The sequence below is a fragment of the Lelliottia sp. CFBP8978 genome, from assembly GCF_034046055.2.
In the GTDB taxonomy this organism is placed as follows: Bacteria; Pseudomonadota; Gammaproteobacteria; order Enterobacterales; family Enterobacteriaceae; genus Enterobacter.
Window position 1 is genome coordinate 3,303,747 of the sequence record NZ_CM188253.1, and the last position, 25,417, is coordinate 3,329,163.

Consider the following 25,417-nt stretch of genomic DNA (forward strand, 5'->3'; position numbering starts at 1 on the left):
GTAAAGTCCTTGTTATTTATTCCAGGGGGATTTTTCCATCCCATGCAAATATTCACTGGCCCAGCGCACGGCGATGCGGTTGAACGGATGACGCTCCGCGGCCAGATGTTCCTCTTTCGCCTGCCATTCACGCATCCACAGGCAAATTCCGTCGGCCAGCGAAACGAGGTTGACGCCCTGAGCCCCACGCAGTTTTACCGCGCGCACCAGCTGAGCAGCGAGCTCTGTCGGGGTTCTGGCCGCCAGCAGGCGCTCAAAACGCAACCGCGACAGACACGGGCGACCTTTAATCTCCTCGCTCAACTGACGGGCAAAGGATTCGGTGGTGTTATCGTGATGCGCATGGGCAGCGACGCCTGCGAAGATCGCCAGCGCCAGCCTGTCACTGACCTGCATTTTTTCCTCCGTTAGCGCACCGCTCAGATGATGAAAAGCCATGCTGGTAAGTGCCCCATAGGGCGGTTGAACATGGCGAAGTTCGGCCCGCCAGGCGCGGCCATTACCCGTGAAGACCGGATCCACGCAATTGCGCTCCTGCAAACTACGAAACCAGCGACGGATAAGGCCAGGCGCGGCATCCACAATAATCAGCTCTTTACCGGTATGAGTTTCAAACATTGGCCTGCTCCCTGTGCTCCATAGCGATCCCCTTGAGTTTTTTCAGGCTGTTGAGTTTTCTGAAATTCTTAAGGAGGTTGAACCGGGCGGAGAGGATCCGCTGCAGGTCAGCCGTGTGATCCGGGTGAGTAAACGCGCGCTGGTCGAAAATCTGCAACAACCAACGTTGAAGGGTCTCCCCCCATTCCCGCAGCGCGGCGCGTGCCTGAGGTTGAAGCGCAGAAGGATGCTGGCTGAGCGCCTGCCACAGCTGGCGAAATCCGGACTCTGTCTGCTGCCAGAAGGTCATCTCCGCCATGCTGGAGTCGCTGTTAGCCTCTTTTAACGCCTGAACGAGTAAAGGCCGTGTGGAAGTCGCCAGCTCAACGGCCATTGAAATCAGGTCGCTAAAGCTTTCGGATTCGTCAGATCCTAATCTGATCATGGGCAGATGGTGTTCATACCAGCAGCGCGCCTTGGCGTTATCCATATCAAAACCAAAACACCATAATCCGGTAGCGCCTGGCCTCGGATTGCGCAGCGCAATCCGCGCGGGTAGCGTGCGGTTAAGTTTATCTTCCGTCGTCATCACCAGACCCAGCCAGTCTTTATAGGCCAGTCCACCGGGCTGTCCCTTGAGGCATAACACTGGCGCGGCAGTGTCTTTTCTCCCTTGCCTGTAAGGCGACAGCGGATGCACCCAGCCGTCGTACTGTACGCCGTAGTTTTTGCTTCGAATCTGGCTGAGCAGCGCGTCATGATGCTCGCCACAAAGATCGCACTCACCACGTTGCGTATGGCTGAAATCGATCTCCAGCCGTCGCGGCATGCCCCAGTAAGCCTGGAGTGGATGAGAATTTTCGGGGGTGACGATATTCTTTGCCGTTTCGCTGCTGCGGGTCTCCGTCAACCACGGGAAGATCAAGTGCAGGTGTTCATCCGCCCAGCGGTGTTTCGCTGGCATGACGTTCAGCCAGAGCTTTCGCCATAGCGGCTCACCGGCTTGCACTGGCATCAACAGTGTGGTGAGCGGGCCGCCGCCGCGCATGCTGGTACGAAATCCGGCCCCACCCGCAGGAGAGTTGGTCTGAACCGTGTATAGCGCCATCGCTGTACAGTGCGGGCAAAAATGCTGGTAGTGACTGCGTTTGACGAAGTGATCTTTATTCAGCTTGACGGTATTGCCCCCGGGGGCATCGATCAGCAACCCGGCAATGGGGCTATTTTCAACGTCAAGGGTGGAATAATCCTGCAAAAATGCGGGCTTCTGAGGACCGAAGCGCATGGCAACCGCTACGCGATCCAGCGCTTTTCGCCAGCTGTCCGGATCGATCCCCTTGTTCCAGATATCCTCCCACTGCCCTTCATCCTTCGGCGCGAACGCCGTTTGCAGCAGACCAATCAATAGCTGATAGGCTGCGCCCTGAAAATCGGCCCTCGGCCAGGCCAGGTCGATAATGGCATGATCAGCCAGTTCGGCGGGCGATACCTTACGCCGCTGCCCCTGGATGTCGATAACCGGCAACCATGGCTCTGTGATAAGTGAAAACATGTTTCCTCCTGAAAGAAATTACGCCATCCAATGACTCAACAACCCCCACTCCTTGCTATAAAACGCCGATGTCTTCCCCTCTTTCAAAAGCAGCACCTGTGCATTGGGGTTGTGGATTTCGTGACGAAAATCGTCGAGCGCTTCCCCCTGTAAATGCGGTGCGGTAGCGGCCATTTTCTGCCACAGCGTTTGCCGCACCGAGAGCCTGCTCTGCTGCCAGGCAAACGTCTCCAGACGGGCGTAAGGTTGCAACTCGCCCCCCTCGCCTTGCCAGGCAAGGAAGAGGTCGACGGTGATATCGCTCAGCCGGGTAGAAAGCGCAACGTCATCACTCCAGCCCGTTTCGCTTGCTGCACGGTCATATCCTGTTGATTGATCCAGAATGTGTTGTTTTGCGGCGGCTTTTACACTGATATCTTTGCCATAAACTTTGTCTTCCTGCGCCTGCAGGCCAGCGGGAGTGGCCCTCCACGCCCCATAAACACTCTCTATCAGTTCACGTGCGTCTTCCGGCATGCGGATTTCGCCCTTTTCGCGGAGAACGGCCTGAGTCCGCCACAGACAGGCATGATCGTCGTAGACATATCCCGTCCCTTTCAGATGTTCGCCCAGCCAGCCGGCTGCGGCTTCGGGCTGCCACTCCGGGGCCAGAATATGTAGCGTTGGCGCTGGGCGCTCATCCGGCATCTGTGCTTTTAAAGCGCCTTGCCAGTCGCGAACATGGCGCTGTAAACGCCCGGCGCGCTGAATAAGTAAATCGACGGGCGCAAGGTCACTGATCATCACGTCCATATCAAGATCAAGGCTTTGCTCCACCACCTGGGTGGCAATCAGCACCTTGCCGCGCCGCAATTCCGGCGTACTGTGCTTGCCGAACCAGGCAAGCGCCTGGTTTTCGGCTTCCATACGGTCAACAAAGGCAAAGCGGCTGTGGAACAGCAACAGGTTTTGCGGGGGGATGAGGCCGCTGTCGCGCAACTGACGGTAAACGTCGGTCGCCTCATCAACGGTGTTACGTATCCAGCAGACGCATTGTCCGTTTTCAACAGCGCGATGAATAAGCTCCCGGGCGCTATCCAGCTCGGTTAGCCACTGCACCGTGACGCGACGAGCAACTTCCGTCCGGGTCGGAATGAAATATTCAGACAACCCTTGCGGACAATAATGTGAAAGCCAGGGATAGCCAGCCGCCGGGTCTGGGATGACGGGAGCGCCGTCCACTCCACGCTGAAAAGCACTGAGTAAGTTGTGGCGTAAAGACGAAGGAAGGGTCGCGCTCAGGATAATGGCACTCCCGCCCAGAGAAGCGTGGAAAGTCAGCAGCCCTTCCAGCAGGCGCACCATATAGCTGTCATAAGCATGTACTTCGTCAAGAAGCAGAATTTTGCGATACAGCCCGAGCAGCCGCAGCGACTGGTGGCGAAAGGGCATTGCCGCCATTAGCGCCTGATCGAGAGTACCGACGCCCACCTCCGCCAGCAGTGACTTCTTGCGCGAATCGGCAAACCAGATATTGCAGGCGCTACCGGCGCTCTGTTCGTCGGGCTGATAGTCAGATTCGCCTTCATTATTCGTCTCCCACAGAGAGTGGGTGAAAGCCTCCGACATGCGGCTGGAGCCGTGAGCCAGCACGAGGGACGGATGGTGTTCCTCAACAAATAACGCGCGATAAACCGTGGACAGACGCTGAAACATGGCATTCGAGGTCGCCATCGTTGGCAGTCCTACATACAGGCCGTCACCTTTGCCCTGCGCCATTAGCCGCTGGGCGAGGATCAGCGCGGCTTCGGTTTTACCCGCTCCGGTCACATCCTCCATCACCACCAACTGTGGGCCATCAGCTGAGATATCCATCTCTGCTGCGCTCTGCTGTAATGGCGTTAAATGCTGAATAAACGGAAAGAGAGCCGTGTGGCAAGGCTGAGGGTTTACGTGAGAAGGAGCGGGAAGCTGAGAATGCGCATGCCTGGCCTGCGCTAACGCCGTCTGCCAGTAGTCGCTGATGGGCATCACGGCGCTGACCAGGGGAAAATAACGTTGATCAGAGCCGATCCAGTCTGCCAGAGTGGTCAGTCCCGCCAGCAGCCAGCTTTGATGGCAAAGTTTTTCACGCCATAGCTTATCGCTAAAACGCTCCGGGAAGTCGGCGATTCCGAAAAGAGCTGAAATGGCTACCGCCCACTCTTGCGCGGCCATTTTATCTTGCGGGGTAAACGCAGTGCTGATTTTCACCTCCTTGAGGGGAGGATGACCGTGGTGCCCGGTGGCAATATTGAGCCAGAGATCCAGCGTCCTGCCGCACTCACTCGATATAGCGGGCAGCACATTGGGCCACGCCTCTCGCCATTTTTTCCATAACCCGTAACCCAGCGAATCGTGTTTCCCTGAACAATGGATACCGCTAACAGCTTGCACCAGCTCAGGATAAAACGTCTTGTTGAGCTGCTGAAAACCGGTCGCAAATTTTCCGATATCGTGCAGGGCGAGCATCCAGGCGAACCAGCGCGCCCCCTCTTCCCGCGAGAACCCCAACCCGGCAAAGATATCTGCCGCGTGAAAGCGATTATCGATCACCATTTGCCAACCGCAGGCTGCCACATCCAGGCAATGGTAAGGTAATAAATGATAGGGCGCGCCAGACTCATGACCTTTGGCTGTTTTTCCCCAATAACAATAAATACTCAGAGCAACCTCACTGTTTATATAATTTAGCCGAACACCCATTCAAACAGCCGCAATATAAAAACCTGAAAATCAGTATTTAGTGATATAAAAATCAACTTTAGGAAGATTAAGAGGGGAGAGCAAAAATAACATCATCCAAAAATACACAATAAAAATATAAAAAGAGCATCATTTCAGTATAAAAATTATAATATCAGCAATAACACAGCGTTACACAATTAATCACGCAACTGATACAGTCAGCCATCGTTAACGTTTTTCATGCCCGGCAAAGCGACAATATTTTCCAGAAGACACTGTGAATGTTCTGGCATAACTCTATTTTAAAATACTCAAATTATAATAACCTGATAAATTCACCTGCTGCCTGGACAATAACATTAAATGCGGCATTAACGGCTTGCCTTCCGGCCATTTCACTCACACCAGCATACCCCTTTAATATGTTTGCCAGTGAATCCTGGATCTCCTGCTGATGCACTCTTCGGGTGTCCGGTTCGAATTCGTCCCAGTGCGCGATGAGAAATGCATAAGCATCAACGTATTGATGTGTTTGACACGCTATGGCTTTCGTATGAATTTCTGCAGTTTGTCCAAGAGTTGCTAAGACGACTTTTAAAACATCTTGCCCTACTTTATCAACTTTAAAATCCGGCATGACATTATCCTCTTATGGTGCATAAAAACGCTGTGCAGATTGACTGTCAGAAACACCCACTTTTGTCTGAAGCAAATAACTATAAAGAGGATAAAAATCGCCCCTGAGCTGTTTTCTTTTCACGATAAAGTTGACTGAATTTAAGCACGGCTGATGAGAAGCATGCATGTCTTTCAGACTGATAAAGTTTTTCTGCAGCGATGTCAGGGCATTAACCGGCCCTTGCGGTACATCAGGCGTAACAGATAACCTGACTAATAGCGTATTAATGCGCGCTTCCGTATCGTTATAAAATGAATAGCTGGACGCAAACCCGCATTTCTCTCTGGCTTTTTCCAGAGCAAGTTTTCCCGCCGCCGTGTTTTTACTCAAGCGCTCATAAAAAAGCGAATATCCCTGGATCGCACCAAGACCTGCATCCATCGACTGTTGTAATTCAGTCAGCTGGTTATCCATTTTTTCATCATACGCCGGTACGGCACATGAGGTTAAAAAAACAGATGCGGTTAGTGCAAAAGAGAGTCCAGCGATTGCGTATTGACGTGACACCATAGGCAGCCCTTAAAACGGGTGATTTTCTCTTGTATTATAATTGAAGGGCTGACAGGTGATTTATCATTATCTGATTAAAATAACGCATAAAATGCCACACATTAATATCAGTCATCCGTTCCAGATTAAAATAAAATCAGCCTTGAAAATGAGCGAATCATATTAATCTATCGACGCATACTGGAGCATCTGCGAATGCTTAATAGCTCATATTGTTCACCAACCGGTTGAGCCTTCAGAAAAGGCCAAAGCAGACCCCTTTGATCCACTTACAGTTTTTTCCTAGAGCCATGCCGCTTCGCTCGTGCCATCCTTAATCACGCTCATAACATGAATAAAGTGAATTGAGGATATTATGAAAAAGACAATGATTGCATTATCTGCATCTGCACTTCTGCTGGCTTCTCCTGTTTTTGCCGCAACCACACACGCAACCGACGATACCGTTGCCGCCGCGAAAGCGAACGCCAACGACGCTAAGCAAAAACTGCACCAGGAGCAGAACAAAGGCGAAGAGCTGAAGCTGAAATCCGAACACGCCGCTGAAGGCAAAAGCGACAGTGTGGGCAGTAAAGTGAGTGAAAATTCGCAGAAAGCCTGGCATAAAACCAAAGAAGGCACCGAGAAAGGTTGGGATGCCACCAAAGAAGGCACTGAGAAAGGCTGGAATAAGACCAAAGAAGGCGCAGCGTCGCTGGAAAAGAAAGTCACTGAATAAGCCATTCACTTCACCGAAAAGGTCGCTATCGCGGCCTTTTTTTATTGCCTCTCCGCTGTTTGTCCAAACATCAGCCCAACTCCTGCGTTAACGCTTTCGCCAATGACCAGCGGGAAATCGCGATAATCCTCATCCTGCCGCGTCAGTTTGTCGTGGTATCAACGTCTGAGCATCCCGTTCTGTTCGTAGAAAATGTCGGGTGAAATGATATCGAAAATCATACTAATGACCTGGCCAACTGAATTGCGGATAACGTTAAACTTCTGAAATAACAGACGCTGTATTAAGCAATAATTCCACTAGCATATTATTCCACATGCGCCAGCTTTATTTTTATTATGGGCATAAACATAATATATCATATGAGAAATAAGTAACCCCTACTTACATAATCATTAAGCACTTCTAAATTGATTATATTTTTTCATTTATATATTCCCGACATATTCACTAACCAAACGATAACCGCGCCTTATCGCCTTTCTCATAAAAACGCCCAACCCCCTGTTACACAAGAATTTTACGCATTTAAACAAGTGCTGATTGATACATTTAAGTAATAGATTAAGAGGGGGTTAATAATTACTAACGGCTGCTTAATTTGCATGTTTTCTTATTTATAGCTATATCATTTTTAGACCATTTTTATAATATCTCTATAAATCACAGGGTTTTATATAACACAAAAAACGTCAAATACAAGTTTATCCAAAGCAAATATTTAGCGTTATCTGATGTTGCCACTCTAAATGCTGGCGGGCATCGGCCGCTCTGAAGAAAACAACGGTGAGGGCTATTTCAAATATAGCGACTCCGCCGGGGGCGATCTTTACCCGCAGAAAAGTCATGGCTCCGTCTTGCACGCCATTTCAATAAAAAATCTGTTGGGAGTAATCAGAATATGAGCCAAATCTCTGTCATCTCGAAACTCACTGGCGTGGAAACCACCACGGAAGGCACTCAAGTTACTCTGGATCACTCCTCAATTGTTAAGCTCCATGTCGGCCGCGCCGACATTTCCCATTACACCCGCAGCGGCAACGATCTGATCGTCAGCCTGCATTCTGGCGAAACCATTACGCTCAAGAATTTTTACGCGGCCGATACGCAGGGCGTCAGCCAGCTGGTGCTGGAAGAAGGCAACGGCACACTGTGGTGGATAGAAGACCCAACCGCCGCAGAACACTACGAGGCGATCTCCTCCATTGATGTCCTGATGGCCGGTTCCGGCGATGGCGCAGGGGGGGCAGCCCTCTGGCCCTGGGTGCTGGGTGGCGTGGCCGTGGCGGGTGGGATAGCGCTTGCCGCCGGTGGTGGTGGTGGCGGCGGTGGTGGCGATGACGACAATAATTCGAATCCAGGGAATCCGGGCAACCCCAATACCCCCGATACGACTGCGCCGAACGCGCCCACAAATCTCACCTTCTCGCCAGACGGCACCACCGTCACCGGCAGAGCCGAGCCTGGCAGCACTATCACACTGAAAGATGCCAACGGTAATCTGGTGGGGACCGGGAAAACCGGCAGCGACGGAACCTTTACGATCGAGCTCGGCACGCCGCTGACCAATGGCGAACAACTGAGCGCCACCGCAACCGACTCCGCGGGAAATATCAGTCAGGACGGTCATGTCACGGCGCCTGATTTAATCACTCCGGACGCGCCGGATATTATCATCGTCAACGACGATGTCGGCAGCGAGACGGGGCCGCTGGAGAACGGTCAGCGCACCGATGATGCTCGCCCTACCCTGAGCGGCATTGGCGAGGCAGGCACCACGATCACCGTTTACGATAACGGGACAAAGATCGGCATCACCAAAGTGGACGCCAACGGCAACTGGAGTTTTACCCCTGGCAATGCGTTGACCAACGGTAGCCACACCCTGACGACGACGGCCACCGATGCGGCGGGCCACACCAGCCCTCCTTCTGCGGGTATCACCATTGTGGTAGATACCGCGGCCCCCACGGCTCCGGTCATCTCCAGCGTCATTGATGACATCGCCCCGGCTACCGGGTCGGTTAGCAGCGGTGGCAGCACCAACGATCAGCGTCCGCAATTTACCGGCACAGCAGAAGCCGGCTCAAGCGTCACCCTTTACGATAACGGCATTGCAATTGGTAACGTCACTGCCGCCAGCGATGGCAGCTGGAGCTTCACCCCGTCGGTCAATCTGAGTGAAGGGAGCCACCAGTTTACGGTGCGCGCGACAGATGTGGCAGGCAATATCAGCCCGGCCTCTCCGGTCTTTACCGTGGTGGTGGATTTGACTACTCCGGCGACGCCATCGGCCTTTGTGGTGAATGACGAAGTCGGCACCCTGCGCGGTGTGGTCTCCGCAGGGCAAACCACCGATGCCAGCCAGCCGAGGCTGTCGGGTCGCGGCGATCCGGGCAGCACCATTATTATCTACGATAAAGGCGTGGAAGTCGGTCAGGTGACCGTTGCCCCTAACGGCATCTGGAGCGTATCGCCGAACAGTCCGCTGTCTGAAGGCGCGCACTCGGTTACCGTGCGTGAAATCGACGCTGCCGGGAATGAGAGCGGGTTATCGCAGCCCATCAACTTTATCGTCGACACCATTGCCCCGGGCCAACCGGTGATTACGCTCAACCCTGCCGGTACTCAGATAACCGGTTCCGCGGAGCCCAACAGCACCATCGTCATCACCAGTGGCGCTGGCACGCAGATTGGTTCGGGCGTCGCGGATGGCAGCGGCAACTTTACGATTAACCTGACTCCCGCCCAGAACAATGGCCAGACGATCTCAGTCATTGCTTCTGACGCGGCCGGAAACCCCAGCATTCCTGCCACCACCGTCGCCGTCGATATTATCGCCCCTCCCCCTCCGGATGACCTCACCGTGGCCGATGACGGGACAAGCGTAAGCGGGACCGCCGAGCCGGGCAGCACGGTGACGGTAAAAGGTCCGGACGGATCGGTTATCGGGATCGGCACTACCGACAATACCGGCAACTTCACGGCACCGATCGATCCGCCGCAAACCAACGGCGAAGTCCTGCAGGTCATCGCCTCCGATCCAACGGGTAACGCCAGTCAGCCCGGCCTTGCGAACGCGCCGGATACCACCGATCCGCTGGCTCCGGATAACCTTCAGGTGTCGGGTGATGGCACCACGGTCACCGGTACCGCCGAACCGGGCAGCACCGTGAGTATCAAAGGGCCGGACGGCGTGCAGATAGGAACCGGCAAGGCCAACGATCAGGGCGATTTCAGCGTGACTATCTCGCCTGCGAAACTGAACGGCGAAGCCCTGACCGCCGACGCGACCGATAGCGCAGGCAATACCGGGCCTACCGCACCGGTGAATGCCCCGGACGTGACGCCGGCGCAGACTCCGGTCATCACGGCGGTGGTGGATGATGCCCCCAGTGTGCTGGGAAATATTGCCAATGGCGGTCTGACCAACGATCCCACACCAACCATCCGCGGAACCGGTGAGCCAGGTACCACGCTCACTATCTTCAGCGGAGCGAATGCAATCGGCACCCTGATCATTCCGGAAAGCGGCATCTGGGCCTATACACCAAGTGTCCATTTGCGCGAAGGCGGACACGTTCTCACCGCCACCGCCATTGACAGCGCCGGCAATGCCAGCAGCACATCGAACAGCTGGAGCATCACGGTCGACAGCGTCGTGCCTGCGGCTCCGGTTATCACTCAGGTGGTTGACGATGTACCGGGCAGAACGGGTCCGCTGGATACCAATGAAACCACCAAGGACACCCGTCCGACCCTCAACGGAACGGGGGAGCCGGGCGCTACGATCAGCATTCGTCTGGACGGCCTGCCGATTGGTACTGCCGTCGTCGGCGATGGCGGATCGTGGACCTTTACCCCGACGCTGGCCCTTTTGCCGGGCGGGCCTTATACCTTTACCGCGGTGGCGATGGATAAAGCCGGTAACGGCAGCGATCCCTCGAACGGGTTTACGATCAGTATCGACACCGCGCCGCCTGCCGCACCCGCTATCAGCACCGTCACCGATAACGCCGGGGATATTACCGGCCCGGTGACCAGCGGAACCCCGACCGATGAAACCCGCCCACTCCTTCAGGGCAGCGCCCCGGCCAATACGGTGATTACCGTTTACGATGGCAACACCCTTTTGGGTACGGCCGCGCTCGACGGTAGCGGCGGATGGAGCTTCACCCCCATTAACCCACTCGCCAACGGCACCCATGTGCTTACGGTGGTGGCTACCGATTCAGCAGGCAACTCAACGACCTCACCGCCGTTTAACCTGGTGGTCGATACCGTTGCCCCGGCCACACCGGATTCGCCGGATATCACCGTGAACCCGGACGGTGCGCCAACCGGCACGCCGCTGAATCCGGGTGAAACCACCCGCGATACCACGCCAACCTTAAGCGGTACCGGCACGCCGGGTGATACCGTCACGATCTACATTGATGGCGTAAAACAGCCGGGCGACGTGACCGTCAACAACGACGGGACCTGGAACTGGTCACCGGTTCCGGCGCTCACCAACGGCAGCTACGATATCTCCCTGACCGTCACCAACAAAGACGGTGCTGGCAACGAGAGTGCGCCTTCTCAGCCCATCACCATCGTGATTGATACCGTCGCCCCTGACGCCCCCGACGCGCCAACGGTCACCGATAACGTCAGCCAGATCACTGGCGAAGTTATCGACGGAGGCAGCACCAATGATTCGCGCCCTGTCCTGAGCGGAACCGGCACGGCGAACGATGTGATCATCATTTATGACAGCGTGGACGGTGCGCCAAAAGAAGAAGTGGGTCGCGTCACCGTGGGCGCAGATGGCAACTGGAGCTGGAGACCGGACTCGGCGATCGACGAAGGCTCACACGCCTTCACCACCACCGAAACCGACGAGGCCGGGAACATCTCTGACCCGTCCGTACCGGTGACGATTATCGTCGATACCGATGCCCCGGACACGCCAGCGATCACCGCCGGCAGTGTCGCCAGTGGCGGTTCGACCACTGACACCACCCCCACCATTAGCGGTACAGGCGTTACCGGCGACACGGTGATTATTTATAACAATGGGGTCGAAGTTGACCGCGTGCCGGTGACCAACGGCACCTGGAGCTACACCAGCCCGGCGGTGACGCCTGACGGCGCGCTCAATCTGACCGTTGCCGCTGTCGATGCGGCGGGTAACGTCAGCGCAACCAGCCCGGTCTACACCATCACCGTGGATACCGTTCCTCCTGGCGCGCCGCAGATCGATGCCATCTCCGGCAGTACGCTGGTGCAGGGCGTGCTGTACACCAATGACAACACGCCAGTCTTAACCGGTAAGACTGAGCCGGGTAGCACCGTTAACGTCTATATTGATGAGGTATTACAAACGCCACCGGCCACCGTTGGGCCGGACGGTTCGTGGACATGGACCCCGCAGAGTCCGCTGGGTGAAGGCGAGATAAGCTTCGGCGTGATCGCCACCGACGCCGCGGGCAACGAAACGACCGGCACATCCATTAATGTCGATGTTGATACGATTGCGCCGGACGCCCCCACCAATCTGGCCATTACAGCCCAGGGTACTCCGCTCACCGGGACCACGGACGTCGGGGCGACGGTGGTGGTACGCGATGCAAACGGCAACGTTATCGGCACGGGTATCGCCGGGGCGGGCGGTAACTTCTCGATCGCGCTGAATCCGGCGCAAACCGACAGCACCACCCTGAGCGTGGTGGCCACCGATGAGGCGGGAAATGCCAGCGATCCGGCCACCTTAAACGTGATTGATGTACCCGATCTGCCGGATGTGCCGGTGATCACCGCCATCATTGATGACACAGGTACGGTGACCGGTAACGTGCTGGGCAAAACCTCAGATGACACCAACCCAACGATCAGCGGCACCGCGCAGGCAGGCAGCACCGTGACGCTGTATCAGGACGGCGTTGAAATCACGACTATCGTGCTTGCGCCGGGAGAGACCAACTGGAGCTACACCATTCCTGGAGCGCTGGCGAGCGGGACTTACAGTTACACCGCCACGGCCACGGTTGGCGCAGCCACCAGCGGGCTTTCTGCCGCGGGCAGCGTTACCGTTGATCTGACGCCTCCGGGCGCACCTGCCATCGGCGCGGTGACCGACGACGTGGGTCCAGGAACCGGGCCGCTGGCCAATGGCCAAACCACCAACGATAACCGCCCAACCCTGAGCGGCAGCGCGACGGCGGGCGATACCATCACCGTCTACAACAACGGTATTGCTATCGGCAGCGTGGTCGTGGGTGCGACGGGGACGTGGAGCTTCACTCCGCCTGACGCGCTCGAGGACGGCAGCCATGTATTCACGGTCACCGCCACCGATCCGGCAGGCAGCGAAGGTCTGGCCTCGCCGCCATTTACGGTGATCGTCGATACCGTCTCCACCCTCCCGGTAATTAGCGGAGCGGACGATAACGTGGGCACTGTCACCGGTAATGTGACCGCTGGCGGTACCACCAATGACACCACCCCAACCCTCGCCGGTACGGCGGAAGCCAACAGCACCGTGGCGATTTTTGAAGGCGGGAACCAGATTGGCACCGCCACCGCCGATGGTCTGGGCAACTGGACCTTCACCCCTACCACCGCGCTGGGTGAAGGTACGCACACCTTTACCGCGGTCGCGACCGATCCGCTGGGTAACGTCAGCACCACCTCGAACAGCTACAGCGTCGTTATCGATCTCACGCCCCCGGCGGTACCGGCTATCACCTCCGTGAGCGACAACGTGGCGGGCGGCGCTGTCGGCAATCTCTCTCCGGGTCAGGTGACTAACGATACCACTCCGACCCTGACCGGGACGGGCGTCACCGGCAGCACGGTACACATTCTCAGTAACGGCGTGGAGATCGGTACCGCAGCAGTGGTCAATGGCAGCTGGACCTTTACCCCGCCGGCAGGCGTGCTGACGGATGGCGTGTACAACATCAGGGTCAACGCCACCGATGCGGCAGGCAACGTCTCGGCAAACTCCCCGGTATTCTCCTTCACCGTGGATACCACCCCGCCTGCTGCGCCAGCCGTTCCTGTCGTTCTGGATGACGTGGGTCCGGTGACCGGAACCGTCACCAGCGGCGGGACCACCAACGATAACCGGCCAACCTTTAACGGCACCGGCGAAGTGGGTGCCACCATTACCCTGCTCAACGACGGACAGCCGTTTGGCATCGCCGTGGTCGACGGGCAAGGAAACTGGACGTTTACGCCAACCGCTCCGCTGACGGATGGCCCGCACACCATCACCATCGGCATCACGGATTTGGCGGGAAATACCAGCACCACAACCACCTCGTTCAATCTGACGGTAGACACTCTTGCGCCGGTAGCGCCTGCAATTGTTAACGCGACCGATAACGTTGGCAGCGTGCTGGCTCCGGTGACGTCTGGCCAGACAACCGACGACACCACGCCGACGCTGAACGGGACCGCTGAAGCGAACGCGTCAATCATCATCTATGAAAACGGCGTTCAGGTCGGTACGACGCAGGCCAATGGCAACGGGGACTGGAGCTTTACGCCGCCCGCGTTGAGCAATGGCAGCCATACCTGGACCGCCACGGCCACCGATGCGGCGGGCAACGTCAGCGTCGCATCGCCTGGCTTCACGGTGATTGTGGATACCGTCGCCCCTCTGGCTCCGGTCATCACGCAAGCCTTTGATGATGCGGGAGCCATTACCGGGCCGCTCAGTAGCGGACAAACCACCGATGACATTTTGCCGCGTCTGGTCGGGACCAGCGAACCGAATGCGACGATCAACATCTATCAAGGCGTCACGCTTCTGGGCACCACCACTGCCGACGCCAGCGGCAACTGGTCGGTCACGCTCACCACCGCGCTGACCGCGGGGCCAAATAGTCTTATCGCCCAGGCCACCGATGCGGCGGGCAATAACAGCGTTCCGTCCGCCACCTTTGCGCTGACGGTCGATCTCACCCCGCCAGCCGTTCCGGTGCTGGTGAGCGTAGTCGATGACGTGGGAACCACCACGCAACTGGCCAGCGGACAACTCACCAACGATGCACAGCCGACGCTCACCGGTACCGCCGAGCCGGGCTCAACGGTAAAAATCTTCGATAATGGCGTGCAGATCGGCAGCGTGGTCGCAACCGGCGGCAACTGGTCCTTTACGCCGACCCCGGCGCTGGCCGATGGTCAGCATCCGTTGACCATCACCGCCACCGACGTCGCAGGTAACGCCAGTGGGCCGACCACCGCATTTGTGGTCAACGTTGATGCAACCGCGCCAACGCCGCCGGTCATCTCCTCGGTGGTGGATGATGTCGGTACCGTCACCGGGCCTGTCATCAACGGCAATCCAACCAACGACACGCAGCCTGCGCTGAGCGGAACCGCAGAAGCCAATTCGGTAGTGCGGATTTACGATGGCGCAACGCTGGTCGGAACCGTGACGGCAGACGGCAACGGCGTCTGGACATTGCCGCAGACCACTACCGTCCTCACCAACGGGCAGCATAACTTTACCGCCACCGCCACCGACGCGGCGGGCAATACCAGCGCGCCGTCCTCTATCACGTCCATTGTGGTGGATACGGTCGCGCCGGGTCAGCCGGACACGCTGGCGGTCATCAGCAACGGTACGCACGTCACCGGTCTCGCGGAGGCGGGTAGCACCGTTACCATCACCAGTGCCGACGGCAACACCGTGCTGGGGACCGCGACGGCGGACGGCAACGGTAACTTCAACGTCACCATCTCACCGGCTCAGACCAACGGCGAAACGCTGCTGGCCTTTGCCACCGATAAGGCCGGCAACGCAGGCCTGGCGACGGGCGTCACCGCGCCATTCACTAACCTGCCGAATGCGCCGGTGATTGCCACCCTCAACGACAACGTCGGAACCCTCACCGGCAATCTGACCAACGGTAAGAGCACCGACGACGCCACGCCAACCCTGAGCGGAACGGCGCAACCCAACTCCACCGTCACCCTGTATAACAACGGCGTGGCGATGGGCACAGCCAGCACCGATATCAACGGCAACTGGACCTTCACCACGCCGGCGCTGGGCGAAGGCTCACACGCCTTTACCGCCACCGCCACCAACGTGGTCGGCGGGACGGGTCCCGTCTCAACGCCGATCACGGTCATCGTGGATACCGTCGCACCGAATGCCCCGAACGGGACCTTTAACGCCGACGGCAGCGTATTGACCGGCAGCGCAGAAGCGGGCAGCACCGTCAACATCCGCCTGGCAGACGGGACGACGGTCACCACCACGGCGAACAGCGGCGGCACCTACAGCTACACCTTCCTCAATAAACAGACGGAAGGCCAGACGCTGCAAATCACCGCCACGGACGCCGCCGGGAATACCTCAACGCCGGGATCGGCGCTGGCCCCTGTCGTCCCGCTGTCGGCCAGCACTAACGTCGAGGAGCTGGATATCAGCACCACGGCGACGGTCACCAACGCGCAATACAGCGATTACGGATTCCTGCTGGTGGGCGCACTCGGCAATGTGCTGACGCTGCTGGGCAACGATACGGCGCAGGTCGGCTTCACCGTCAGTGACGGTGGCAGCGCGGATATTTCGATTAACGCGGATGCCACGGGCGTGGTGCTGACGCTGCTCAACACCCTGGAGCTGGTCGTCCAGCGCTGGGATGCGATTAACAACACCTGGACCACCGTGGTGGATACCGGTCAGCCGCAGTTTGCCAACCTGCTGACCCTGGGGGCAAACGGCGTCACGCTCAATATGACCGGGCTGGAAAGCGGCGAGTATCGCGTTCTCAGCTATAACACCAATCTGCTGGCGACCGGCTCTTACACCAGCCTCGATGTTGACGTGACAGAAACCAGCGTTGGCTCGGTCACCGGCATCACCACCCAGAATGGCAACGTGATTTATGACGTTGACCCGAACACCGGCAGCGACAACGCACCGGCGGGCACTACGGTCACCGCGGTGACTAACGCGCTGGGGCAGACGGTCAACGTGACCGCCGACGGCACCATTATCCAGGGACAATACGGCACCCTGACCATTAACCTGAACGGGAGTTACACCTACACGCTCACCAACACCAGCGCTGCGGTGCTGGGCCGCACCGAGAGTTTCACCTATACCATCGGCCACAACGGCGCGAGCGCCTCCGCCAACCTGGTGATTTCGCTCGGCGCGAATACGGTGACCAACAGCGTGACCGCGGTAGACGATACGGGGTCACTCACCTTTGACACCACCGTTCACGCCGTCGATAACGGCACCTCATCGCAGGGTGGATTTACCGTCGTAGGGGTCAATCTGGGCAACACGCTGGGGCTGAACCTGCTGGACGATCTGAGCAATCCGATTATCTACAACGTGGAGGAAGGCACGACCCGCACCATGACCATTCGCGCTTCTGTTGCTGGCGTGAGCGTGGCATCGGTATTCGACCTGTATATCTACAAGTTCAACGAGGCGACCCAGACCTTCGAGCAGATGCGCATTCAGCCTGGCTGGCTGCGAGCCCCGCTGCTGGGCGGCACGTCGGGCACGCTGACGCTGAATCTGCCTGCCGGGGAATATCTGTTCCTGCTGAACACCGCCGCCGGGATCACCGCGCTGACGGCTTATACCCTCAACGTGCTGGAAGACCACGTCTACAGCGTCTCCAGCGTCGGTGCGACCACGACGGGCGATGTGCTGGCCGATGATGTCGCCCCTGCCGGGACGGTTGTCACCGAAGTGAATGGTGTGGCGGTGAACGCGTCCGGCGTGACGACTATCCAGGGGCAGTACGGCACGCTGACCATCAACGCGGATGGCGACTATACCTATACCCTGCGCAGCGGCGTCGGAGCCGATCACATTAAAACGCCGGATACCTTCGTCTACACCATCACCGCGCCAAACGGAGATAAAGACACCGCCTCACTGAACATCACCCCAATACCGCGGGCACTGGATGCGGTAAACGACGTCAGTGCAGTGATGGATGTGACATCCGTTCACCACACGGCGGGCTATTCAGATACGACGGTGGGCAGCGCCAGCTGGAACACCTTGCTGCTTCCCTCCTCGGGCAGCGGGAGCGGTACGTTCGTCGTGGACCCGAACACCGCTCTGCACAATGTGGTGTTGCACTTCAACGTGGCTTCACTGCTCTCGCTTCTTGGGCTGACGGTAAACTGGACGCTGTCGCAGGGTGGAACAACCATTACCAGCGGAACGTTTAACGGCGGGATTCTGCTGGGAGGCGTAGCCAATATCAATCTGAGCGGCCTCGATTTAGAAGCGGGGACTTACACCCTGAGCTACACCGGCAGCGTCCCGGGCCTTGGTGTGGGCAACATTACCATTACCCCGAGCGTCACCGGCACCTCTTACTCGTTAAACCAATTCGATGCCACCAGCGGGCACAACGTTAACGGCAATATTTTTGACGGTAGCGACTCGCAGGGGGCCATGGATCAGCTGCACTCCGTAGATACGCGCCTGAGTATTACCGGTTATAACGGCGTCACCACCACGCTGGATCCGTACACCACCAGCGCCGCCAACGCCACCATTCAGGGTCACTACGGCACGCTCTCCATCGGCGCTGACGGGCATTACACCTATACGCTCAATACCGGCGTCTCCCTCTCCTCCATCTCATCAAAAGAGGTATTTAACTACACCCTGACCGATGCGGCAGGCAAAACGGACAGCGCGTCGCTCACCATCAATATGGCGCCGAAGTTCATTAGCTCTGAGCATAACGATCTGATCGTCGGCTCTGCCTACGGCGACACCCTGATTTATCAGGTGCTGAACAACACCGTCGGCAATGCCACGGCGGGGAACGGCACCGGGGATCACTGGGCTAACTTCTCCGTCAGTCAGGGAGACAAAATTGATATCGGCGATCTGCTGGTGGGCTGGAACGGACAGGCCGCAACGCTTGGCAACTACGTGCATGTCACCACCAGCGGTAACAACACTGTGATCTCCATCGACCGTGACGGTGCAGGGAGCACCTACACTAATACGACGCTGGTCACGCTGGACAACGTGCAGGCCACCTACGACGAGCTGGTCAACCAGAACCACAACATCATTACCTGATAGCAAAGCACCAATGACCCGGGCGTACAGCGCCCGGGCATAAACAATAAAGCACGACTATTTGATTTATTAGGGATAAGACATGGGAAATAAGATGCCTTGCTGGTGGCTCTCGTGCTGCCTGATATCTGTGCCCGTTATCGCCGCCAATCCGGCCGCGGTGATCAATACCGGACAACTGAGCGAAGAACAGGAGTTACCCTCTCTGAACGGGCGTATCGCGCCAACGGCCAGCAAAGCGGCTCCCGGCACGCTGCTGCTGGGTGATGCCGTGAACCGCGCAGTGAGCTGGCATCCCACCATCAGCGAAGCCGTTGGAAAGCTTTACGAGCAGTCCGAACAGGTGGACGTCGCTAAATCGAAATACTATCCGCAGGTCAATGCCGGCATGGATAACGGCTATACCCATGACGGCGGCGACAGTGGTTTTACCCCGTCGCTGGTGTTGTCGCTCTCACAAATGCTGTACGACTTTGGCAAAGTGGCAAGCCAGGTGCGGGCCGAAACCGCAGGCGTCGCCCAGCAGCAGGCCAACGTGCTGGTGAGTATTGATACCATTGCCCACGATACCGCGCTGGCGATGGTGCAGGTCCAGACCTGGCAACAAATGGTAGAAACGGCAAAAGAGCAGCTTGATGCGCTCTCCTCGATCGGGTCCCTGGCCCGCCAGCGTAATGAAGAAGGCGCCAGCTCACTCTCCGATGTCGTCCAGACCGACGCCCGCATTGAAGGGGCGCGCGCGCAGTTAATGCAGTATCAGGCCAGCCTCGACAGCTCCCGCGCCACGCTGATGAGCTTTCTCGGCTGGAACACCCTCAACACCATCAGCAACGACTTTCCCGATAACCTGAAGCGCAGTTGTGATATCGCCGAGCCGGACGATCGTCTGGTGCCGGCGGTTCTCTCCGCCTGGGCGCAGGCCAACGTCGCGCAGGCCAATCTCGACTATGCCAACGCGCAGATGACGCCGACCGTCTCGCTGGAGCCGGAAGTTCGCCACTATCTCAACGACCGCTACGCAGGACACGACAGCCTGGACCGCACCCAGTATTCCGCGTGGGTAAAGGTCCAGATGCCGCTGTATCAGGGCGGCGGTCTTACCGCGCGTCGCAACGCCGCCGGACACGCGGTTGAAGCGGCGCAATCCACCATTCAGCGCACGCGCCTCGATGTGCGGCAGAAGCTGATGGAGTCGCGCAGCCAGGTGTTGAGCCTGCTGAGTACCCTGCAAATTCAGGCCCGCCAGGAGGCGCTCAGCATCCGCACGCGCGAACTCTATCAGCAGCAATATCTGGATCTTGGCTCACGCCCGCTGCTCGACGTGCTGAACGCTGAGCAGGAGGTCTATCAGGCGCGGTTCACGCAGCAGCAAACCGCAGGACAGCTGCACCAGCTGCAGTTGTCCTGTCTGTACAACACGGGACGGTTGCGTCATTCGTTCGATCTTGAAAACCGCACCATTCAGACCGTGGAGATCCAGCCATGAAGCAAACCGAGATTCCACAGGGCGAGAGCATCCCCGAAGAGACGCTGGAGCACTGGGCGCAGGCGTTTGGCTACGTCGCCAGCCGCTATCGGGTGGCCTGTTCCCCGGGGGCGCTGGTCGCCAGTGCGCCGTGGCTGAAAGGCAAACCGATGGTTCCGGCGCTGACCCAGCTGGCGCGCGAGGCGGGCTTATCCTTTCAACTGCTCACCGCCACCCAGCAGTCCATCAACAGCTGGAAGCTGCCGGTGGTCGTCGAATTGAACGAAGGCAAAATTGGCGTCATTGAACATTTTGACGGCGAAGATACCCTCGATATCTGTTTTATCGACACCACGCCGCAGAACAACCGCGTCTCCATGACCGCGCTGCTGCCTGCCATCCGCCACGTCGTCGCCCTGCGTCCGCTGGCAGCCCTCAAAGACAGCCGCGTGGATGCGTATATTTCTAAATACCGTCCGGACTGGCTCTACCGGCTGGTGATGCGCGATATGCGCCCTTACACCTGGGTGATGCTGGCGGCGTTGTTTATCAACGTGCTGTCGCTTTCCGGGATTGTGTTTTCGATGCAGGTCTACGATCGGGTGATCCCCGCGCAGTCTTATCCGACGCTCTACGTGCTGACGATCGGGGTGCTGATCGCCACGCTGTTTGGCTTTGTGCTGCGCGTCGCGCGCGGACACATTATGGATCTGCTGGGCAAACGCGCCGATCTCCGCGTATCGGATCGGGTGTTTGGTCACGCCCTGCGGCTGCGTAACAGCGCGATTCCCCGCTCTACCGGCAGCTTTATTTCGCAGCTGCGCGAGCTGGAGCAGATCCGCGAGATGGTCACCTCCTCCACCATTTCGACCATTGTCGATCTACCGTTCTTCTTTCTGTTTGTGGTGGTGCTGGCGATCATCGCGCCACAATTAGCCTGGATCGCCCCCGTCGCCGCGGTGCTGATGGTGCTTCCCGGCCTGCTGTTGCAGAAGAAACTGGCGGCGCTGGCGAAGCAGTCGGCGCATGAATCGACGTTGCGCAATGCGGTGCTGGTTGAGAGCGTGCAGGGGCTGGAAGATATCAAGCTGATGCAGGCAGAAAATCGCTTTTTGCAGCAGTGGAATAGTTACATCCAGATCACCGCTGAGTCGGGCCTGCGGACCCGCGAGTTGACGCAAAACCTGATCAGCTGGGGGATGACTATTCAAAGTCTGGTCTACGCCGGAGTGATTGTGGTCGGCGCGCCGATGGTGATCGACGGCACGTTAACCACCGGTTCGGTGGTCGCCGCGTCGATGCTGGCCTCGCGGATGATCGCGCCGATGGCGACCGTGTGCGGCGTGCTGGCCCGCTGGCAGCAGGTCAAAGCGGCCAAAGAGGGGCTGGACAGCATCATGCAGCTGCCTACCGAAAATCAGCGTGAAGATACCCCGATTCGCCAGGACGTACTGCGCGGGCATTATCTGTTCGATCAGGCGCAGTTTCGCTATCACCCGGAAGATCCGCGCATGGCGTTACGCATTAACCGGCTGGAGATCAAACCCGGCGAGTCGGTGGCGATCCTCGGGCGCAACGGCGCGGGCAAATCGACGCTGCTACAGGCATTAGCGGGCGGAATGGATCTGGCGGGGGGAGAACTGCGGCTGGATAATCTCAGTCTACCGCATCTGGACGTGGCGGATCTGCGGCGCAACGTGGGCTTTATGACCCAGAATGCGCGGCTGTTCTACGGCACGCTGCGCGAAAATATCACCCTCGGAATGCCGCGCGCCACCGATGAAGAGATCTTCGCGGTGCTGGAGATGTGCGGCGCGGCAAGCTTTGTGCAGAAACTGCCGAAAGGTCTCGACTACCCGATTATGGAGAACGGCGTGGGGCTGTCCGGCGGGCAACGCCAGTCGATCCTGCTGGCGCGTATGTTCCTGCGCGATCCCAATATCGTGCTGCTGGATGAACCGACCGCCTCGCTGGATGAACATACCGAACGGGAATTTATCCAGCATCTGCGCCAGTGGCTGGGCAACCGAACGTTGATCGTCGCCACCCACCGTGTGCCGGTGCTGGAGCTGGTGGAACGCGTGGTGGTGCTGAAAGAGGGCATGCTGGTGATGGACGCGCCAAAAGCGCAGGCGCTGAACAACAGCCGCATGCAGCAGCAGGCAAACGGACGGGAGTGGAAAAATGAAAATCAATCAGCGTGAAGTCGCCGCCATGGACGATCTGGATAACGCTCTTGATTCCGAGAGCGGTTACTCCGGCGCGCGGCGCATCGTTATCTTCTCCCTGCTGCTGTTCATCGTGGTTGGCGTATGGGCCTGGTTTGGGATCCTCGATGAGGTCTCGACCGGCACGGGTAAAGTGATCCCCAGCTCACGCGAACAGGTATTGCAATCCCTCGACGGCGGGATCCTCACCGAGCTGAACGTGCGCGAAGGCAATCAGGTGCAGGCCGGACAAGTCCTGGCGCGGCTCGATCCCACGCGTTCAGAATCCAACGTCGGCGAAAGCGCGGCACGCTATCGCGCTTCGCTGGCCTCCAGCGTGCGTCTGACGGCAGAAGTGAACGATCTGCCGCTGGTGTTCCCCCCTTCCCTGCAAAAATGGCCGGATCTGATCGCCGCCGAAACCCGGCTCTATAACTCCCGCCGCGCGCAGCTGGATGACACGCAGAGGGAACTGAAAGCGGCCCTGAGCCTCGCGAACAAAGAGCTGGCGATCACGCAGCGGCTGATCAAAACCGGAGCCGCCAGCCATGTGGAAGAGCTGCGTCTGCAGCGGCAAAAAAGCGATCTGGAGCTGAAACTCACCGATGTGCGCTCTCAATATTACGTGCAGGCGCGCGAGGCGCTGTCAAAAGCCAACGCCGAAGTGGATATGGTGTCGGCGGTGTTAAAGGGGCGCGAAGATTCGGTGACGCGCCTGACCGTGCGATCGCCGGTGCGTGGGATCGTCAAAAATATCAAAGTGACCACCATTGGCGGGGTGATCCCTCCCAACGGCGAGCTGATGGAGATCGTGCCGGTGGACGATCACCTGCTGATCGAAACCCGCCTGTCGCCGCGCGATATCGCGTTTATTCATCCTGAACAAAAAGCGCTAGTGAAGATCACCGCTTACGATTACGCCATTTATGGCGGGCTGCAAGGGGTCGTTGAGACGATTTCGCCGGACACCATTCAGGATGAAGCCAAGCCGGAAGTGTTCTATTACCGGGTCTTTATCCGCACCAGTCAGGACTATCTGGTGAACAAAGCCGGCAGGCGTTTCTCGATTGTGCCGGGCATGATTGCAACGGTGGATATCAAGACCGGAGAGAAATCGGTGATGGATTATATGATTAAGCCGTTTAACCGCGCCAAGGAAGCATTGAGGGAGCGGTGAGGGTTTCAGGGTTTCAGGGTTTCAGCACACGGCGGTTCTCTCTCCTTTTTGGGGAGAGGGTTAGAGTGAGGGGAAACATGCGGCTCCGTTCTCTTTCATAGTGACGTTGTGACAGCCAAAGGGGCAAGCCGCACAAGCGAGTCCCTCTCCCTTTGGCAGAGGATTAGGGGAGAGGGGAAACTTGCGGCTCTGTTCTCTGTCATGATGAATTTGTGACAACCAAAGGGGCAAGCCGCACAGTCGAGCCCCTCTCCCTTTGGCAGAGGGTTAGGGTGAGGGGAACATACGGCTCTGTTCTCTGTCATAGCGACGTTGTGACAGCCAAAGGGGCAAGCCGCACAAGCGAGCCCCTCTCCCTTTGGCAGAGGATTAGGGGAGAGGGGAAACTTGCGACTCTGTTCTCTGTCATAGCGACATTGTGACAGCAAAAGGGGCAAGCCGCACAAGCGAGTCCCTCTCCCTTTGGCAGAGGGTTAGGGTGAGGGGAAACATGCGGCTCAGAGGGGGATTCCGTTCACTTTACGTTCCTTGCCTCTCTGGTAATACCCTGCCCGTGAACGTGTCAGGGTGGCCCAATCACCGCCGGACTGACACGCCGCTGTAAGCCCTGATTTTATCGTGTCATCAACGTCGCATTGATTTCTCAGGCCCCTTTTTGGGGAAAATGTAGGTACTGGCAGATATCTGGACTCCCTCATGCCCTGCAATTTGCAGCATAAGCACCCTGGCCGGGAATTAAACGTTTCCAGCTCCATTGCCCTGACTATTTCTTCACTAGGGTTATCAGCGTTTTCTTAGAAACTGGCAATCAGTTTTAGTGGGAATGTAAATAAGCGCAACTAACTATTGCGTGCGATCAAAAAGGCTTTTTTTTGACCACGAAATGCTTACACTTTCTGTAGGGAATTAAATACAAACGCGCAAGGAGCAGCGATGTACTACAGAAATGAAGTGATACGTTATTTGCAGGCCAATAATATCCTCGCTCTGAAATTAGATCGAGCGGTAACAGGTGTACGTAAGGCAGTCTCTAATCAGATTGATATGATTCAGGCGGGTGCCACGCGCGCGCTGTATTACACCTCCTGTTTCACTGATGAGTATATGGATGTTTGTCAGCAACAAAAGACTGAGGATATCCGATTCGCTAAGGGTGTAGGCCGCTTTATCCGGAATCGCAGCGTCGTCAGCGACATGCTGAAAATTTATTTTGATGAAATATTCAAATATAAGACGAACCAACAGTTACAGCGCATCAAAGAAATGCTGATGGCTGTTAACGTCCACATTGCCACTAACATAATTACCAATAACGGATTTGCTCTAGCTATAGCCTCATCGGTCGCTATGGGTACGAATTTCACTCTGAATATGAGTGCAACGTTAGGACGTAAAGCTGGCGTGCTGGTGGCATTGCCTGGCATCTATGGTGTCGTACAGGATGCTGCAGACAGTTCAAGCCGCCTCCGTTTAAGCTATCCAACCTTTTGGAATGCGTTACATGCACAAGATTTGGAAATGATGTATTTCTTGATAGAGCCGTTATTCATCCGTGCTAATGCGCTTAAAGCACAATACGCCTCGGATAGCGAGATTGCAGATATCATCACCAGGATGATTCGATAATTATGATGAATATTTTTAAAAGGATTTTAAGGCGGCTGATAACATCGTTTTTATCCTCATACTTGCCTGGGGGGCTTACGCTCATTTTCGCCGTCGTTATGTTT

General features: G+C 57.2%; 11 protein-coding genes. 6 read left to right on the forward strand and 5 right to left on the reverse strand.

The genetic code is table 11. From position 1 onward, the window contains the following. Positions 1-12: 12 nt before the first annotated feature. From casB to SOM82_RS15530, 5 genes are all read right to left on the reverse strand, one after another. On the reverse strand, positions 13-618 hold the full coding sequence (gene casB, locus SOM82_RS15510) for a type I-E CRISPR-associated protein Cse2/CasB (protein ID WP_320461309.1): 606 nt from the start codon (positions 616-618) through the stop codon (positions 13-15). Next, the gene (gene casA, locus SOM82_RS15515; RefSeq protein WP_320461308.1) at positions 611-2,149 is read right to left on the reverse strand and encodes a type I-E CRISPR-associated protein Cse1/CasA; all 1,539 of its coding nucleotides are present in this window, start codon (positions 2,147-2,149) and stop codon (positions 611-613) included. Before casA ends, casB begins: the two co-directional genes overlap by 8 nt. A gap of 18 nt (positions 2,150-2,167) precedes the next feature. Then, positions 2,168-4,873: a CRISPR-associated helicase Cas3' gene (gene cas3 / locus SOM82_RS15520; protein WP_320461307.1), complete on the reverse strand. Its 2,706-nt coding sequence runs from the start codon at positions 4,871-4,873 to the stop codon at positions 2,168-2,170. A gap of 298 nt (positions 4,874-5,171) precedes the next feature. Beyond that, complete coding sequence (locus tag SOM82_RS15525) at positions 5,172-5,492, reverse strand: hypothetical protein (protein ID WP_320461306.1); 321 nt, start codon at positions 5,490-5,492, stop codon at positions 5,172-5,174. 12 nt (positions 5,493-5,504) lie between these two features. Next, positions 5,505-6,044: a hypothetical protein gene (locus tag SOM82_RS15530; protein ID WP_320461305.1), complete on the reverse strand. Its 540-nt coding sequence runs from the start codon at positions 6,042-6,044 to the stop codon at positions 5,505-5,507. Positions 6,045-6,399: 355 nt separating this feature from the next. On the opposite strand from SOM82_RS15530, the gene SOM82_RS15535 reads away from it, so the two are divergent. From SOM82_RS15535 to SOM82_RS15560, 6 genes are all read left to right on the forward strand, one after another. Next, positions 6,400-6,762: a KPN_00521 family repetitive protein gene (locus tag SOM82_RS15535; RefSeq protein WP_154128846.1), complete on the forward strand. Its 363-nt coding sequence runs from the start codon at positions 6,400-6,402 to the stop codon at positions 6,760-6,762. 901 nt (positions 6,763-7,663) lie between these two features. Next, positions 7,664-18,838 carry a BapA/Bap/LapF family large adhesin gene (locus SOM82_RS15540; RefSeq protein ID WP_320461304.1) on the forward strand — a complete coding sequence of 3,725 codons (11,175 nt, stop codon included), beginning with the start codon at positions 7,664-7,666 and terminating at the stop codon, positions 18,836-18,838. Positions 18,839-18,920: 82 nt separating this feature from the next. Continuing rightward, complete coding sequence (locus SOM82_RS15545) at positions 18,921-20,324, forward strand: TolC family outer membrane protein (RefSeq protein WP_320461303.1); 1,404 nt, start codon at positions 18,921-18,923, stop codon at positions 20,322-20,324. After that, a complete protein-coding gene (locus SOM82_RS15550) occupies positions 20,321-22,507 on the forward strand; it encodes a type I secretion system permease/ATPase (protein ID WP_320461302.1) in 2,187 nt (728 codons plus the stop codon). Before SOM82_RS15545 ends, SOM82_RS15550 begins: the two co-directional genes overlap by 4 nt. A 10-nt stretch (positions 22,508-22,517) precedes the next feature. After that, a complete protein-coding gene (locus SOM82_RS15555) occupies positions 22,518-23,687 on the forward strand; it encodes a beta-barrel domain-containing protein (RefSeq protein WP_320461344.1) in 1,170 nt (389 codons plus the stop codon). 933 nt (positions 23,688-24,620) lie between these two features. Continuing rightward, the gene (locus SOM82_RS15560) at positions 24,621-25,313 is read left to right on the forward strand and encodes a hypothetical protein (RefSeq protein ID WP_320461301.1); all 693 of its coding nucleotides are present in this window, start codon (positions 24,621-24,623) and stop codon (positions 25,311-25,313) included. Positions 25,314-25,417: the final 104 nt, after the last annotated feature.

Coding starts and splice junctions, on each gene's coding strand:
- SOM82_RS15550 (WP_320461302.1), top strand. CDS start 20,321: ATGAAGCAAACCGAGATTCCACAGGGCGAGAGCATCCCCGAAGAGACG.
- SOM82_RS15545 (WP_320461303.1), top strand. CDS start 18,921: ATGGGAAATAAGATGCCTTGCTGGTGGCTCTCGTGCTGCCTGATATCT.
- casB (WP_320461309.1), bottom strand. CDS start 618: ATGTTTGAAACTCATACCGGTAAAGAGCTGATTATTGTGGATGCCGCG.
- cas3 (WP_320461307.1), bottom strand. CDS start 4,873: ATGGGTGTTCGGCTAAATTATATAAACAGTGAGGTTGCTCTGAGTATT.
- SOM82_RS15535 (WP_154128846.1), top strand. CDS start 6,400: ATGAAAAAGACAATGATTGCATTATCTGCATCTGCACTTCTGCTGGCT.
- SOM82_RS15555 (WP_320461344.1), top strand. CDS start 22,518: ATGGACGATCTGGATAACGCTCTTGATTCCGAGAGCGGTTACTCCGGC.
- SOM82_RS15525 (WP_320461306.1), bottom strand. CDS start 5,492: ATGCCGGATTTTAAAGTTGATAAAGTAGGGCAAGATGTTTTAAAAGTC.
- SOM82_RS15530 (WP_320461305.1), bottom strand. CDS start 6,044: ATGGTGTCACGTCAATACGCAATCGCTGGACTCTCTTTTGCACTAACC.
- SOM82_RS15560 (WP_320461301.1), top strand. CDS start 24,621: ATGTACTACAGAAATGAAGTGATACGTTATTTGCAGGCCAATAATATC.
- SOM82_RS15540 (WP_320461304.1), top strand. CDS start 7,664: ATGAGCCAAATCTCTGTCATCTCGAAACTCACTGGCGTGGAAACCACC.
- casA (WP_320461308.1), bottom strand. CDS start 2,149: ATGTTTTCACTTATCACAGAGCCATGGTTGCCGGTTATCGACATCCAG.